The sequence below is a fragment of the Croceitalea sp. P059 genome (assembly GCF_031846365.1).
GTDB lineage: Bacteria > Bacteroidota > Bacteroidia > Flavobacteriales > Flavobacteriaceae > Croceitalea > Croceitalea vernalis.
This window is the reverse complement of sequence record NZ_JAVRHW010000003.1, coordinates 432,412-449,136: the sequence shown is the minus strand read 5'-3', so window position 1 is coordinate 449,136 and position 16,725 is coordinate 432,412. Positions and strand designations below refer to the sequence as shown.

Annotated in this window: 12 protein-coding genes and 1 tRNA gene; 7 read left to right on the top strand and 6 right to left on the bottom strand. The window is 34.8% G+C overall.

Translation table 11 applies throughout. The features are described from left to right. Positions 1-3 precede the first annotated feature (3 nt). Entirely contained in the window at positions 4-3,162 is a 3,159-nt protein-coding gene (locus RM542_RS12260; RefSeq protein WP_311386035.1) for a TonB-dependent receptor, read from the bottom strand. A gap of 386 nt (positions 3,163-3,548) precedes the next feature. Here RM542_RS12260 and RM542_RS12255 point away from each other — a divergent pair, with 386 nt between their 5' ends. The 5 genes from RM542_RS12255 to uxuA all read left to right on the top strand — a co-directional run bounded on the left by RM542_RS12255 (position 3,549) and on the right by uxuA (position 9,467). After that, a complete protein-coding gene (locus RM542_RS12255; RefSeq protein ID WP_311386034.1) occupies positions 3,549-4,418 on the top strand; it encodes an AraC family transcriptional regulator in 870 nt (289 codons plus the stop codon). Between the two features lie 23 nt (positions 4,419-4,441). Next, entirely contained in the window at positions 4,442-6,163 is a 1,722-nt protein-coding gene (locus RM542_RS12250) for a GMC family oxidoreductase (protein ID WP_311386033.1), read from the top strand. Positions 6,164-6,165: 2 nt separating this feature from the next. Next, a complete protein-coding gene (locus RM542_RS12245) occupies positions 6,166-6,879 on the top strand; it encodes a gluconate 2-dehydrogenase subunit 3 family protein (protein WP_311386032.1) in 714 nt (237 codons plus the stop codon). A 77-nt stretch (positions 6,880-6,956) separates the two neighbouring features. Continuing rightward, positions 6,957-8,270, top strand: a complete 1,314-nt coding sequence (locus tag RM542_RS12240) for a gluconate:H+ symporter (RefSeq protein WP_311386031.1) — start codon at positions 6,957-6,959, stop codon at positions 8,268-8,270. A gap of 36 nt (positions 8,271-8,306) precedes the next feature. Then, positions 8,307-9,467: a mannonate dehydratase gene (gene uxuA, locus RM542_RS12235; RefSeq protein ID WP_311386106.1), complete on the top strand. Its 1,161-nt coding sequence runs from the start codon at positions 8,307-8,309 to the stop codon at positions 9,465-9,467. A 19-nt stretch (positions 9,468-9,486) separates the two neighbouring features. Here the strand turns inward: uxuA and RM542_RS12230 are convergent, their stop codons facing one another. After that, positions 9,487-11,316 carry an arylsulfatase gene (locus RM542_RS12230; RefSeq protein ID WP_311386030.1) on the bottom strand — a complete coding sequence of 610 codons (1,830 nt, stop codon included), beginning with the start codon at positions 11,314-11,316 and terminating at the stop codon, positions 9,487-9,489. 135 nt (positions 11,317-11,451) lie between these two features. Between RM542_RS12230 and RM542_RS12225 the strand changes: the two genes are divergently transcribed. After that, on the top strand, positions 11,452-11,862 hold the full coding sequence (locus RM542_RS12225) for a 6-carboxytetrahydropterin synthase (protein ID WP_311386029.1): 411 nt from the start codon (positions 11,452-11,454) through the stop codon (positions 11,860-11,862). A 27-nt stretch (positions 11,863-11,889) separates the two neighbouring features. Next, positions 11,890-11,964 (top strand) — tRNA-Val (locus tag RM542_RS12220). A gap of 50 nt (positions 11,965-12,014) precedes the next feature. Here RM542_RS12220 and RM542_RS12215 read toward each other — a convergent pair. The 4 genes from RM542_RS12215 to gldJ all read right to left on the bottom strand — a co-directional run bounded on the left by RM542_RS12215 (position 12,015) and on the right by gldJ (position 16,427). After that, positions 12,015-12,818, bottom strand: coding sequence for a hypothetical protein (locus tag RM542_RS12215; RefSeq protein WP_311386028.1), 804 nt, complete (start codon positions 12,816-12,818; stop codon positions 12,015-12,017). Positions 12,819-12,974: 156 nt separating this feature from the next. After that, entirely contained in the window at positions 12,975-13,346 is a 372-nt protein-coding gene (locus RM542_RS12210) for a DUF393 domain-containing protein (protein ID WP_311386027.1), read from the bottom strand. Positions 13,347-13,425: 79 nt separating this feature from the next. Then, entirely contained in the window at positions 13,426-14,700 is a 1,275-nt protein-coding gene (gene murF, locus RM542_RS12205) for a UDP-N-acetylmuramoyl-tripeptide--D-alanyl-D-alanine ligase (protein WP_311386026.1), read from the bottom strand. A gap of 65 nt (positions 14,701-14,765) precedes the next feature. Continuing rightward, on the bottom strand, positions 14,766-16,427 hold the full coding sequence (gene gldJ / locus RM542_RS12200; RefSeq protein WP_311386025.1) for a gliding motility lipoprotein GldJ: 1,662 nt from the start codon (positions 16,425-16,427) through the stop codon (positions 14,766-14,768). Positions 16,428-16,725 lie beyond the last annotated feature (298 nt).

Sequence of the window (16,725 nt, the reverse complement as noted above, 5' to 3'; positions counted from 1 at the left end):
TTTTTAGAATTTTGTGTTAATACCAACTGTAAATATTTGGGCTAACGGGAAATTGCCAAAATCAACTCCTAAAGACAAGTTGTCATTTGAGATGACTTCAGGATCAAAACCTTCATAACCAGTAATAGTAAATAAGTTCGTACCCTGTACATATAACCTTAAATTGGTCATTCCTAAAGTACTTGCAATATTTTCTGGAAATGTATACCCTATTTGTAGATTCTTCATTCTTAAAAAGGATGCGTCCTCAACGAAATAAGAATTAGGTTGTGTCTCTGCATTTTGAATAGTTTGGCTTAAAGCAGGTAAAGTAGCGTTGGTATTAGAAGGTGTCCAAGAATCTAAGACTCTTGCACTTCTGTTACCATTAAAGAACGTTGGAAAATCAGTAAAGATTTTTTCATAGTTATATACGTCATTACCTTGAGATCCTGAAAAGAACATGCTTATATCAAAACCTTTGTAGTCTGCACTAAGATTAATACCATAAGTAAAGTCTGGATGTGGTGTACCAATAAACGTTCTGTCATTTTCGTCATCAATAACTCCGTCGCCATTTACATCTCTGTAAGTAAATCTACCATTGTCGTCAAAACCAGTTACTTCACGACCGTAGTACTCAGAAATTGCTCTACCTACTTGAGTTCTAGTAACAGCGCCACCTCTTAAGTCAGTTCTACCAACTTGGAAATCACTAATAAGGCTTTTTACCTCATTCTTATATTTAGAAATATTTGCTTGAATACCATAGTTTAAACCATAGTCTGTAGAATGGTTATAACCGATACCTAAATCAAAACCTGTATTTTGAATATCACCAAGATTTACAAGTGGAGCAGTAGCGTCAATAGCTGTTGTACTGATTAAACTATTGTTTCTTGTAATTAAGTCTTTTGTATCAATATCAAATACTTCAAATGAGATGAATGCTTCATTATCAAACAATCCAGCTTCAATACCAAAGTTTGTTGTTTGAGAAGTTTCCCATTTCAAATTAGGATTACCAACCGTAGCTAAAATTGCTCCAGTAGAAATTGTACTTCCATTCAACGAATAATTTGCTAATTGCTCATTCAGTGATGAGATGTTAATAGTTGGGTTATTTGCAGGTAAAGTTTGATTACCTAATTGTCCCCAAGATCCTTTTAACTTCAATCTGCTTACGAAACCGTCTTTTGGAAAGAAATCTTCATCACTAATTAACCAACCAGCACTAAATGATGGGAAGGTTTGACTTTGATTATCTCCAAGGAAACGAGATGACTTATCATTACGCACAGTTACTGTAGCAAAATATTTACCAGCAAAAGAGTAATTTGCTGTTCCGAAGATTGAGAATAAAGAATTCTCTCCGTCAAAGGCAAAATCAACGTTTGGTGTTCCGCTACCATTGTTTAGCAAATAGAAATCTGGTGTCTCAAACAGAAAACCGTTTCTACTGATTTGATTTCCTTTACTACCTTCTTCAACTGCTTCTAAACCAACTAAAACATTTAAGTTATGATCACCAAATATTTTGCTGTAGTTCAAAGTGTTATTCCAAGTCCAGTTAAAGTTTTGAATGCTTTGTTCGAATAATGTATTCGTGCTTAGTGGCTCAATATGTTCAGGATCTAAAGCTTGAAATCTTCTTTGGTTGAATGATTCAACATTTCCACTAAACGTAGTTTTAAATGTTAGACCTTCGTAAATTTCCGCAGCTAAATAGATATCCCCAAAAGCTCTTAAGATTTTATTGTAGTCATCACTCGCTCTAAGTAATTGAGCAACAGGGCTTCTTGTGTTGCTTAAGCCTGGTCCCCCAGTACCTGTGAAATCACCTTCATCATCGTAAACAGGTATAATTGGACTCATTCTCAAGGCATCGTTTACACGACTAGTATTGTTAGCTTGATTAGAAAACGATATGTTCATATGCTCTCCAATAGTCACTTTGTCTCCAATCTTAAACTCAGAATTTAATCTAGTGGTTCCTTGTTTAAAACCAGTAGCTAATTGAATACCTTCTCTGTTCAGATAGTTAGCAGATAAAAAGTATCTACCAGTTTCTCCACCGTTTGAAACTGAAACAGCTACATTTTGTGTAGCTCCGTCTTGGCTTATAGCGTCAATCCAATCAGTTCCTCCAGGAGCAACTGTAGCACCTCTTGGCGCTCTTGTAATAGGGTCATAAGAAACCACTCTACTATAATCAATCAATGAAGATGGTACAACCGCTGTTGCTCCACTACCGTATTGAGGATGAGTTACTGTAGCCCCATCATTTGATAGACTTTGAAAAATCATGTCACCATGTTGCTGAGCATTTAGTAAATCAGGAGTGTTATTAGCTCTTGAAAAACCAGTGTACATATCAAAAGAAACGATTGGCTTTTCTTGATTATAACCACCACCCTTTGTAGTAATAATTACAACCCCGTTGGATGCTCTTGCACCATAAATTGCTGCAGCACCATCTTTTAAAACGTTTATCTGATCAATATCCGCGGGGTTAATACTATTAAGGATATTGGCATTATCCGTTTGAACACCATCAATAATATATAATGGGTTTGTATTGTTGCTAGTACCGAAACCACGTATCACAATTTTCGGAGCCGCACCAGGTGATCCGGTGTTGGTTACTGTCACACCAGTAACTCTACCTTCTAAAGCTTCAGCAGCATTGACTAAAGGTTGTTTAGTTGCTTCTGAAACATCAACAGAGGCAACAGATCCCGTTAAATCCCCTCTTGTTTGTGAAGAATAACCTAAGACAACAACTTCAGAAAGTTGATTAGCATCTTCTGCCATGCTAACATCTATAGTGCTTTGTCCGTTGATTGCAATTTCTTGTGTAGCAAAACCCACATAGCTAAAAACTAAAGTAGCATTAGCATCAGCATCAATAGTGTAGTTACCATCAAAATCAGTTTGTGTTCCATTAGATGTTCCTTGTACAATGACGTTGGCGCCAGGCAGCGGCGCTCCATCTGAATCAGTAACTGTACCGGTCACTGTTGATTGAAAAGCAATTAACTCTTCTAAATTAAAATTGTTTGCCTGAACTGCTTGAGTTCCAAAAGCCATAAATAAAGCTAAAGCTAACCCTTGGGCTGCTTTAAACAATGTCATGGTCTTGGTTCTCCTTGCAAATAGGCCAAGTTCATTTGATTGTTTCATAATCATGAGTTATTAATTAAGTTATGTTAAATAGTTCAGCTCGCTTATCCTGAAATAGGAGTCCACATTGCATAATTGATAAAATTATATAAACTAGTAGCACAAAACTTGTACTATATTATCATTCTCTTATACTATTATTAAATAAAGTAAATTTAGTGTTAAATTAAATTTAAACATCTGAAAATGAGAATATTAAAAATTTATTTAACTATTATCCAAACAAAATCAGTAGCTAATGTTGAATTTTGTGATATTTAATTTGTAGAATCTTTGAATTTTTAACAAACTTTAGGGCTTATTGGTATTATTTATTTTGAGACGTCAAAAATTTTGTTGTTTTTTATGACAAAATAGTATTAATATCAGATTTCAAACGTTTTCGTATGTTAAAAAAATATCAAAGAGAGATTACAGCGCTGTCTCCACAAGACAGTTTTTTGGTTATAGATCGCTTTAGAGACACCTTTGATTATCCTATTCATTTTCATCCTGAACTAGAATTAAATTTCATTCTTGATGGAAAGGGTATGCAACGAACAGTTGGTTTTAATATTGAAGAGGTTGATAACTATGAATTGGTTTTAGTAGGGCCAAATGTATACCATGGGTGGAAAATGGATAAATGTAAGAATAGCGTCCATGAGGTAACGATTCAATTTCATAACGATTTATTTGAAGAAAATTTAACTAGACGTAGTATCATGAAACCTTTTCGTGAAATGATGGAAAAGTCGGTTCATGGTATTTTATTTGATAAAAGTGAGGCAAAAAAAATTGCTCCTCGTATTATGAAGGTTTCAGAACTAGAAGGGATAGAATATTTTTTAGAAATGTTTTCCATTCTTTATGACCTTTCAACAACATCACATCAACGTTTGTTATCGGTTTCACAAACATCAAGAAGTGATTTTGACAATAGCAATAGAGTTAAACTCTTCTACAATTTTATTCAAGAGAATTATGCCAGTAAAATAACACTTGATCAAGTGTCAAGTATGTTGAACATGAGTAAAGTGTCTTTCAATAGGTTTGTAAAGAAAAGTACAGAAAGAACATTTGTAGAATATTTGAATGAAGTAAGGGTTGAAAACGCTTCTCGCATGTTGGCTGAAGAAGAAGATGGAATATCTGAAATTGCCTATAAATGTGGATTTTACAACATTGCCAATTTTAATAGAATATTTAAAAAAACAAAAGGATGTACTCCGAGTCAGTATCGTAAAGAATTTTACAGATTGACTAGGATTCAGTAAATCAATTTTATAAAAATTAGAACATGCAGATAATTGAAGATTCAGAGGAATTTGATGTCATTATTGTAGGCTCCGGAGCCGGAGGTGGAATGGCAACTAAACAATTAGCCGATGCTGGCCTTAATGTGGCAGTAGTGGAGGCTGGCCCTTATTTTGACCCAGCAGATCCTAAAACAATGACTCAAATGAAATGGCCTTACGAGTCACCAAGAAGAGGTGCCGGAACCGACCGGGCTTTTGGAGAATGGGACATGTCATACGGTGATTGGGAAGTGGACGGTGAACCTTATACAGTTGAAGAGGGTACTGAGTTTAAGTGGTGGCGTTCACGCATGTTAGGCGGAAGAACCAATCATTGGGGCCGAATTTCACTTCGTTTTGGTCCGAAAGATTTTAAAGGAAAAACAAGAGATGGATTGGGTGAAGATTGGCCTATAGGCTATGACGATGTTAAACCTTACTACGATAAAGTTGATAAATTAATTGGAGTTTTTGGAACAAATGAGGGCATGGAGAATGACCCAGACGGATTTTTTCTTCCTCCGCCAAAACCAAGACTTCATGAGCTTTTTTACATCAATGGAGCAAAAAAATCAGGCATTCCGGTTATCCCTTCAAGAATGTCTATGTTAACTAAAAGAATCAATAATGATCGTGGAGTCTGTTTTTATTGTGGCCAATGCTCTCGGTCTTGTTCTGTTTATGCAGATTTTTCATCTGGTAGTTGTTTAATTTTTCCCGCTCAAAAGAACGGTGGTAAAGTGAAAATTTACGTAAATGCCATGGTTAGAGAAGTAACAACAAATGAAGAAGGAAAAGCAACTGGTGTTTCATATATTAATAAGGAGGATAGAAAAGAATATAAATTAAAGTCAAAAGTTGTGGTGTTGGCAGCTTCTGCCTGTAGTTCTGCTAGAATATTGTTAAACTCAAAAAGCAAGCAGCATCCTAATGGATTGGGCAATAGTAGCGATTTGGTTGGTAAATATTTACATGATTCTACTGGTGCAAGTGCTGCAGGTTTTATACCAGGTTTAATGAATCGAAAAACATCTTATAACGAAGACGGTGTAGGCGGTATGCATGTATATTCGCCTTGGTGGGGTGATAATTCAAAACTTGATTTCCCTCGTGGTTACCACATTGAAGTCTGGGGTGGAATGGGGCAACCTAATTATGGTTTCGGTTTTAATGTTAATGATTTTAATAAATTCTTTGGTTTGAAAGTTGGAGGTTATGGTGCTAGTTTAAGAGAAGATGTTAAAAAGTATTATGGATCAGTTGTTGGATTTGGTGGTAGAGGTGAAGGTATAGCTCGAAAAGATAATTATTGTGAAATAGACCCTACTACACTTGATGAATATGGTATTCCAGTTCTTAAGTTTAATTATAAATGGTCTGATCTTGAAAAGAAACAAGCTAAGCATATGCAAGATACTTTTGAAGAGTTAATTTATAATATGGGAGGTCATCCTCTAGGTGATAAACCTGGAAAAGAAAGTAATTATGGCTTGCTTGCTCCTGGTCAAATTATCCATGAAGTAGGAACTACGAGGATGGGTGATGATCCAAAAACTTCGGTTACAAATAAGTTTAATCAATTACATGATGTGGACAATGTATTTATTGTAGATGCAGGACCATTTGTATCACAAGCAGATAAAAACTGTACTTGGACTATTTTGGCCTTGTCATGGCGCGCTTCAGATTATATCATTGAACAATTAAAACAACAAAATATTTAATCATGGATAGAAGAAAAAGTATACAAACCATTATCCTTGGTGCTGGTGCTTCCGCACTAGCTTTTCATGGTTGTAAAGCAGATGGTTCTACTTCGGAAGAAGCCTTGGCAAATGTTGATGAAAAATACTTCGGGCGAACACCAAAGGAGTTAGAACGAATTGAAAAATTGAATGCTGAAGAACTTTTTAATGCCCACGAACTAGAAACAGTTGGTGTTTTAAGCACTGTGATTTTGCCACCTCAAGAGCCAAACGGAGGGCCATTAGAAGCAGATGTTCCAGAATTTGTGGAATTTATGGGAAAAGATATTCCAGAATTAAAACCTACTCTTTTAGGAGGTTTGATGTGGTTAGATCATAAATCAAATACGGAGTTTGGTATTGAATTTAAGTTAGCGACCTTAGAACAACAACAGCAGATATGTGATCAAATTTGTTGGCATGACCCTGAAGTGCCATTAGATGAGCAATCGCTTGAAATCCAGTTTTTTGCTTTAATGAGAAACTTAACAGTTTGTGGTTATTATACTTCTAAAGTCGGTATTGCAGATTTAGGATATAAAGGTAATATGCCAAATGTTTGGGATGGCGTACCTCAAGATGTTCTAGACCAACACGGTGTTGCATATGATCCTGAATGGTTAGCAAAATGTGTAGATCAATCCAAGCGTGGTGTAATTGCCGAGTGGGATGATAAAGGTAATCTTTTAACTTAAAGTTATTTTATGAAGAGTGCTCAGCAGTTAAGTACCTCTTATTGACTTTAGAATAGTAACGCATTTAAATTATTTCAATGACCATTTTAGCAGTTGTTTTTTGTGTTTTAGTCCTTATTTTATTGATTACCTGGGGCAAGGTTAATCCATTTTTAGCTTTTTTAATTGTCTCTATTTTGGCTGGTATTCTGCTCGGAATTCCTCTTGGTGATATTTCCCAATCCTTAAAAACAGGAATTGGTGGTATGCTGGGCTCTCTCGCTATAATAATTTGTTTAGGGGCCATGTTCGGTAAAATAATTTCTGATAGTGGTGCTGCTAAAAAGATTTCTGAAGTGTTAATGAAATCTTTTGGTGAAAAATATATTCAATGGGCGCTGCTTATTACTGGTTTCATAGTGGGTATTCCACTTTTCTATAATGTTGGTTTTGTATTATTAGTCCCCTTAATATTTTCAGTAGTTTATCAATATAAACTCCCTGCAGTTTATATTGGTATTCCAATGTTAGCGGCATTATCGGTTACCCATGGTTTTTTGCCACCACACCCATCACCAACTGCTTTAGTTGACCTTTTCGGTGCAAACCTCAGCACTACTTTAATATATGGATTTATCGTTGCAATACCTTGTATGGTGATTGCTGGACCATTTTTCGCGAAAACTCTAAAAGGTATAGAGTCTTACCCACTTGAAACATTTATTCCAAAGGAAATTGCCACTGAAGATTTACCCAGCGGAATTAATTGTTTTGTAACAGCTTTACTCCCGGTTTTCTTATTGGCGGGGTCTTCGGTATTACCTTATCTATCTACCGGTAATGCAACCTTAGATGGTCTTTTTGCCTTCCTAGCAGATCCAATAGCTGTAATGCTTATTTCATTGCTTATTGCAACTTATACCTTAGGTATTCATCAAAAAGTGAAAATGAAAAGCATTATGGATGGCTATACAGATTCCGTGAAAGATGTGGCCATGATTTTATTAATAGTAGCTGGAGCAGGTGCTTTAAAACAGATTTTTATTGACAGCGGTGTAAGCAGTGATATTGCTGATTTATTAGGTGGATGGGACGTCAATCCACTGATTTTAGGTTTTATTATGGCTACAATTATTAGAGTAAGTTTGGGTTCTGCTACAGTTGCTGGGCTTACTACCGCTGGTATTATTGCTCCCTTAATTGCTACAACAGGTGCTAATCCAAATCTTATGGTACTAGCAATTGGCGCAGGTAGTTTAATGTTTTCTCACGTTAACGACGCTGGTTTTTGGATGTATAAAGAGTATTTTAATCTAAGTTTAAAAGATACTTTTAAGTCTTGGACTATAATGGAGACTATCGTTGGTTTGGTCGGAATCGCCATGGTATTATTGTTAGATGCTTTTGTTTAAATATTCTTAATGAGTACAACCAATGAATTTTTTAGGATGGAACAAACCATGAGATGGTATGGTCCAAAGGATTCAGTAAGTTTAAATGATATTAGACAAGCAGGTTGTTCAGGTGTAGTAAGTGCTTTACATCACATACCCAATGGTGAGGTATGGCCCATAAAGGATATTTTACGTCGAAAAAAGAGAATTGAAGATGCCGGGCTTGTTTGGTCAGTTGTAGAGAGTATTCCAGTACATGAAAACATAAAAACCCAATCAGATAATTTTATTGAGTTGATTCAAAACTATAGACAATCGTTAAAAAATTTAGCGATTTGCGAAATTTTCAATGTCACTTATAATTTTATGCCAGTTTTAGACTGGACTAGAACTGATTTAAAATTCAAACTCAAAACAGGTGCTTTAGCATTACGGTTTGATTTGAAAGCGCTTATTGCTTTTGATGTATTTATTTTGAATAGACCTAACGCTAAAAACGATTACTCAAAAGAATTAATTGCTGCAGCTGATTATTACTTTAAAAGTATGTCATTACATGAAAAATATGAATTGCAGCAAAACATCATAGCTGGTTTACCGGGTAGCGAAGAAAGTTTTACTTTAAATCAGTTTCAAGAGCATTTGGATTTATATAAACATATTGATGCTGAACGATTAAGAAGTCACTTGGTATTCTTTTTAAAAGAATTATGCCCGCTAGCTGATAGTTTAGGCTTGAAATTAGCCATACATCCTGATGATCCACCATTCGATATTTTAGGTTTACCACGTGTTGTTAGTTCGCATAAAGATTTAACTTTTTTGTTTGATGAGGTTGCTAACCCGTCAAATGGATTATGCTTTTGCACGGGTTCTTTAGGAGTAAAAAAGGATAATGATTTGATAGCTATTTTAAATAATTTTAAAGATAGAATCAATTTTTTACATCTTAGAAATGTTACTCTGGAAGAAGATGGTAGTTTTTATGAGGCAAATCATTTACAGGGAAGTACTGATATGACAGCTATTGTAAGAACAATAATAGAATTATCTAAAGAACGCCAAGTTAACATTCCTATGCGACCTGATCATGGTCATCAAATTTTGGATGACCTTCTTAAAAACACCAATCCTGGATATTCAGCAATTGGACGTTTAAAAGGATTGGCCGAATTACGAGGGCTAGAAAAAGGTATCATTGCCATGTTGGATTGATCAATATTCTGGAAAAACTCTAATTTATTCTTTTAAAATTCAAAAGACGAAAATCAATAGAATGGTTTCCTGGTATGTTTATCGTCTTTAAAATTAAAGTTCCGGACCCCTTGTCTAATTTTATATTTCCCATTTTGACTTTAGTGAAATCTTTAACATAAGATTCTATTCGCGGTAATCTATCCTTTTCTTTACCAATCAATGGTGGGTCATGGGCTTCGATGATTTTCCGAGTAATCTTTGAAGTCTTAAAAGTGAGCTCTAATTCGGTTCCAACGTCCTCGACTTTACAAGTATAATAAAGGAATACTTCAAAAGTCCCACTTTCTAAAATTTTCACATCCCAAGTTATAGAGTCGTTGATACTGGTCCAATTCGTATAAAAGGAATCATTTGGCCAACGATTACTTCTTTTGATTGTGCCATGAGCAATACCATCTCGTGCCGGTAACTGGGTGAATGGAAAATCTTTCGCTCCAATTGGGAAAAGTCTTTTTTCTTTGGGTTTAATACTTTTACTTATTTCTCCCGGTAACAAATTGGAGCTAGATTCTTCTCTAGCAAAAACTGCAACTTTTACTTCGTTTTCCCAATTGGTTTTTAGGTTAACTAAAGAATCTTTAATAAGCACTAGTTCACTTGAGATATCATTTTTCTGGGCATTGTCAACTTCCATATCGTAAAGCCTATTTTCTTGGTCTAAACGATAACGTTGTGTGCGAATACTTGTATTGCCATTCCAGTGGTTGTATACAACCCTGTCCTTTAAAGGGTATTCGCTATCTAATAAATTCTTGCTAAGATCAATTCCATCTAATTTAATGCTATCTGCCAGAGAAATGTTCGCCAAACTACTTAAGGTTGGTAATAAATCAATTGAGCTCATAATTTGTTGAGAAGAGCTATTTGCCTCAATTTTCTTAGGCCATTTAATAAAGAATGGAGATTTAACACCACCCTCGTCTGTTGACCCTTTTTTACCGCGCATATGGCCATTCCAACGCCATCCGTTAGGCCCGTTATCAGACATAAATATTATGATGGTATTCTCTTGAAGCCCTGATTCTTCTAAATAAGTATTCAATCGCCCCACATTCCAATCAATATTTTCTACCATAGCTAAGGCGGCTTTAGTAAATTGTTCATCTTCTTCTTCTGAGCCTTGGTACTTCTTTACCAGCTGTTTATTTTCAAATTTAGCCCAATATTGATCTGGAGATTGCATCGGGCTATGAGGTGTATTTAGAGGTAGATATAAAAAGAATGGCTCATCTTTATTCTCTGAAATGAAATCTATTCCGTGGTTAACTAAATCATCCACCAAAAAACCTTCGCCTTTGGTTATTTTGCCATTATGCTCCAACATAGGACTAAAATAGTTTCCCCAATGTCCAGAACAAAAACCATAAAAATCATCAAATCCTCTTGAATTTGGATGATAGGGTGGTTGCATACCATTATGCCATTTACCGTAGGCAGCAGTTTGATACCCCGAGTTTTTAAAAATTTCAGCAATTGTTGGTACACCTAAATCCATTCGTTCTCCACCAGCAGATGTTGCATAAACTCCAAGCCTAGGAAAATATTGACCTGTAAGGAGCTCTGCTCTTGTTGGTGAGCATACGGGTTGTACAAAAAAGTTTTTCATAACTGCTCCCTCATATGCAATAGCATCAATATTTGAGGTGCTCAAATTTGTGTTCCCATTAAAACTCAAATCACCCCAGCCTTGGTCGTCAGTCAGAATGATAATAACGTTAGGTTTTACGAATACTTTTTCAGTTTGAGTATTACAAGAGTATAAAACCACCAATAAACCAAAGAAAAAAAGATGTTTATTAGTTTTCATGTATGACTCTGATTTAAAAGTTGGTTTAAAATTACTTGAAGTCTTTTCTAATTTTAAATACTATTTTGTCATTTTCTTGACTAAATTAATTCAGGAGTGAATTTTAAATTAAATTTGCACTTTTATTGATAAAATATGATAGCTACAATTTGTAGAAAGGCACATTTTAATGCTGCACATCGATTACATAACCCTAAATGGAGTGATGAAAAAAACATGGAGGTTTTTGGCAAATGCAACAGCCCTCATTATCATGGCCATAACTTTGATTTAGAGGTTAGAATACGCGGTGAGGTAAATCCAGAAACTGGTTTTGTGATGGATTTAGCTGTTTTGGGTAAATTGATTAAGGAAGAAGTTGAAGATCGTTTTGATCATAAAAACCTTAATGAAGACTGTCCTGAATTTGAAGACATTTTGCCATCAACTGAATATTTTGTCAAAATAATTTATGATATTTTAAAGCCTGAATTGGATGTAAGCCAGTTACTTCAAATTACATTGCATGAAACACAAAAGAATTCAGCAGAATATGGTGATTGGTAACATTTTTACGATATTGCGAAACTTATTGGAGTATTAGCTCAGTTGGTTTAGAGCGCTGCCTTGACAGGGCAGAGGTCACTGGTTCGAATCCAGTATACTCCACTTTAATCCTTCAGGACAAGAATGAATATTTTATTTTTCGGAGGTCCTTTTTAATCACATACTGTTTTTGCACTAAAATTATCCGCTTGCTCTATTGCATCATTATTGGATATATCATCTTTATGCATTAATATTCTATCAATGGCGTGAAAATCTGAACGTGCTGATACTTCCATTAAATAAGTCCCTTCATTCTCGAAAGTAATATAGATATCATGGGCATCGTTATCGGAAGTCCTTGCCTGCCACTTAAATTCATTATTATCTCCGCTACGATATATCTTGAACCACCCATCTTTTGATGAACCATTTGGATTTGGTTGTTTTCCAGAATCATTTGGGTATACGATACTTCCATCATTTTTCTTCCCATAGAAATCATCTGCATCAGGAAATCTTAGCCAAGTATCATTGTGTTCTGTGCCATTATCCCCTTTTCTGTAAGAAGAACTCCAAGTAAATCTATATGTTCCGGCATTGCTAATTCTTATCGGAAATGTAATCATACCAGTGCCTGGATTCCCTAAACTAGGATTACCCTCCCATTGCATATAACCAGTACCAGAAACACCAGAAACATCATTTTTTAAGACCCATCCATCAGGAAATTCATTATCCTCAAATTCGATTGAGACAAGGCCGTTTGCCTCTTCAAACAGAAATCCGATATTTTCAGGACAGTTGCTTCCGTCCTCCGAAGATTCTTCATCACTTCCAGTTTCTACTTCCTCAGCGGAATCATCAGAAGACTCTTCAGAATTTTCTTGGCTTATTTGATTAACGGTTTCTTCATCTATGCTACAAGATTGAAAAGCAATTGAAAATATTAGAATTATACGAATTAGAGTTCTCATATAAGTAGGTTTCTTAGAGAACGCATGGATTTAAAACCATATTGCTAAAAACCTTGTTTTTTCGATAAACGTCGTGAATTACAACTATTGAATGAATTTTGTAATTGAAACCAAAATTTCAAAGATTTGAATTTCGGTAGCAATCCTCAACTTCTGTTAAAACCCTATAGCACATGTTTTTGATTTTCCGAACCATTTTATTCTGTTCTTAGATGCTAAATTGTAAATAGCGTCTCTAATTATTCGAGGAATAAAGGCAAGTAAGGCAGCAACCAATCTACATTCCGGTATTTGAGCAACTATCTTCAAAAAACCATCAGAATGTGTATGTGCTCCAGCCTCGTTAATTAAAATGATCGTAGTTAGTTCCTTTTTTGGAAATCCAAATGTGTGCAAAAGATTTTGACCGTAAGACGACTGAAATGCAACAAAACTGAAACTATCTGTTGGTGCAAATTTTAACAACCATCCTACAACACCATTACATAGACTACATTCCCCATCAAAAATTATAATATTCTCTTTCATGACATTTAAATATGCCCATTAGGTCGGAAAAGGCTAAAATTAATTTCAAGAAAAAATAAGTTTTAGAAAAGTTTAAGATTTAAAGATTTTCTATTATACGTTCCAAAGCCATACCACGAGATCCCTTTATCAGTATAGAGGAAGGCTTTAAGATTATCGTTTTTAAATAATTTTTAAGATCTTCAAAAGACTTAAATTTTTGAAATGAAGTAGCAACGTTAAAAAAATTTTCTCCAATAAGAAAAGTATTTTCAAACCCCATTTTGAGTGCTAAACTCGCAATAGCTTGGTGTTCTTCAGAAGCCGTTTTACCAAGTTCAAACATATCACCTAAAAAAAGAATTTTGTTTTCTGAATGTAGTTCAGAAAAACTTTCCAAGGCGGCTTTCATACTACTAGGGTTAGCATTATAAGCATCAAGAACAATGCGGTGTTCATTTTTTTTGATGAGTTGAGATCTATTGTTTTTTGGCTCATAACCTTCAATCGCCGCTTTGATATCTGTTTTTGAGACATTGAAATATTTGCCAATTAAAATGGCTATAGCGCAATTTGTGAAATTATAGGAGCCAATTAATTGAGTTCTTACAATGATATTCTCGAACTCTAAACTAACTAATGGATTGGCATCTAAAAATTTTATTGGATAGTATTGCTTATTAGTTTCGCTGAAACCAATTTTTTTAATGTAATGTGAAAGTTTTTGCTCTTGAATATTGTCATCAGCATTAAGAAAAACATGTTTTTTATTACTGAGTAAATAATCGTATAATTCGCTTTTACCCTTAATTATACCCTTAAGACCTCCAAATCCTTCTAAATGAGCTTTTCCAAAATTGGTGATATAGCCAAAATCTGGTTGTGCAATAGAGCTCAAAAATTCAATCTCTTTCTGATGATTAGCACCCATTTCAACAATTGCAATTTCAGTATCTTCTTTTATCGTTAAAAGTGTAAGCGGAACACCAATATGATTATTTAAATTACCTTCAGTTGCAATAGTTTTATATTTCTTTGAGAGTACTGAATAAATTAATTCTTTAGTAGTGGTTTTACCATTGCTACCTGTGAGTGATATGATTTTTGCTCTATTTTGACTTCGGTGGTAAGAGGCTAAATTTTGGAGTGTTTTTAAAACATCAGCTACCAAAATGGTTTTGCCTTTTATATGGAATTGTTCTTCATCGATAATTGCATATGCAGCTTCTTTATTCAATGCATCTTTGGCAAATTTATTTCCATTAAAGTTTGGTCCTTTAAGAGCAAAGTAAATACAGTTTTTCTCTATTTTTCGAGTATCTGTGCAGGCATTGGGGTGCTGTAAAAAAATCTTGTGCAATTCGGCTAAATCCATAATCGAAGATAAAAAAAGCCCTTAACAGTTAAGCTAAGGGCTTTTAATTTTATTTAAATAAAACACTATTTCGTTTTCTTATGACGAACTGTTTTGTTCTTTGTTTTTGATTTAGAACCAACTCTAGACATTGCACATCTAAATCCGATATCATCAGTTGCCATATATTGCGGCAAATAACGACGTTGTGCAGGGTCTAACCAGAAAGCTCTATCTCTCCATGACCCTCCTTTGTATACTCGTACTTCATCATTAATTAATGAAGTTCTATAATTAGAAGTATCATATTGACGTAATAATTTTCCTGTTGAGTCACGATCTACTTTGTGCTTTGGAGAATCATACATTTTTCTGTTGTCCGACTCCTCATCACTAAATCTTTGGAAGAATCTTGAAGATCCGGCATCTCCATCACGATAACCTCTGTTATCACTAGAAGAAAAGTTAGTTCTTAAATAGGTTTCTTCTTCGTCAACAGCGACCATTTTAATTTCACCTGGTAAGTTCATTGCAACTACTTTACCATTAGGTAAGGTATCAAAAACGACTGAGTCTCTCAAAATTTGAACCTTGCCATCTTCACCAATTGCTTTCTTCATATAAATATTACCACGGTAGTAATTGAAATCACTGATTTCATCATCCACAATCGGTCTATAAACATCAGCAACCCATTCAGATACGTTACCGGCCATGTCATATAATCCAAAATCATTTGGTTTGTATGATTTTACTTCACCAGTAATATCAGCACCATCATCAGACCAACCTGCGATTCCGCCATAATCTCCTTTTCCTTGTTTGAAGTTGGCCAATTGATCACCACGACCTAAACGTTGTCCGTTTCTAGTGTAGTCGCCTTCCCAAGGGTATTTTTTTCTACCTCTATAGTTATTGTATTCTCTGCTACCAATTAAGGCCTGGGCAGCATATTCCCATTCCGTTTCAGTAGGTAAACGGTATTCTGGTGTTATAATTCCACTGCTTCGTTTAGCAAAATTATTAATAGAATCTTTCTTTTGATTTCCTTGAAGTGAATCAATTTGTCCGCCATATACAGATTCTGGGTTGTTTAAATAAGCTTCTGTACTAAAAGTCCCACCTATTTCACCATTAAGAACCTGGTATTTAGCATCTTTAGCTAAATAACCTTCTCTTTCTAAAGTGGCTTCGTTAACACGGTCAGTTCTCCATTCTGCGTATTGAGTGGCCTGAATCCAATTAACACCGACAACAGGGTATTCTGCATAAGCTGGGTGGCGTAAATAACTATTAGTCATAGTTTCGTTAAAACCTAATCTATTTCTCCATACCAAAGTATCTGGTAAAGCACCTTTATAAATATTCTCATACATAGGATTTTCTGGAGGGTATACAGCCTTCAAATAATCTAAATATTCTAAATACATCACATTAGTAACTTCAGTTTCATCCATGTAAAATGACTGAACATGCTGAGAGGTTGGAGAGTTATTCCAATCATGCATGATGTCATCTTGAACTTGTCCCTTAGTAAAGGTACCACCTTCAATAAAGACAGTTCCTGGAGGTGTTTCTTGTTCTTTGAAACTAGAATTGTACTGAAAACCGCCTTCCTTGGCATTAATTTTCCATCCTGTAGCTCTTGAGACGTTTTTAGAAGAAGATGATGAAGAGTTTTTACAACTCGACATTGTTCCACCTATCACAGCTAAAGAAAGTACAACTTTTAAAAAGTATTTTTTCATAATTAGGACTTGAGTTCAAAACCGATTAAACTTAATATATCGGCACTTTAGTTTTATTTGATTTGAATCACTTTCGGCAATAGAACGAAAAGATGGATACAATATTTTATAAAATGAAAATTTTTATGTCCAAATTTTATTTCCAGTTCTATCTTACCAAATAACGCACGAAAAAGAGATATAGTATGGTGAGTTCATTGCTTTAACAACCTTATGGAATAATTATGTGGTTCTTTTTATCGAAAATTCGGGATTAGGGTATAAGAATTCGATGAAAAGCTCGTTTAAGAGTAATACG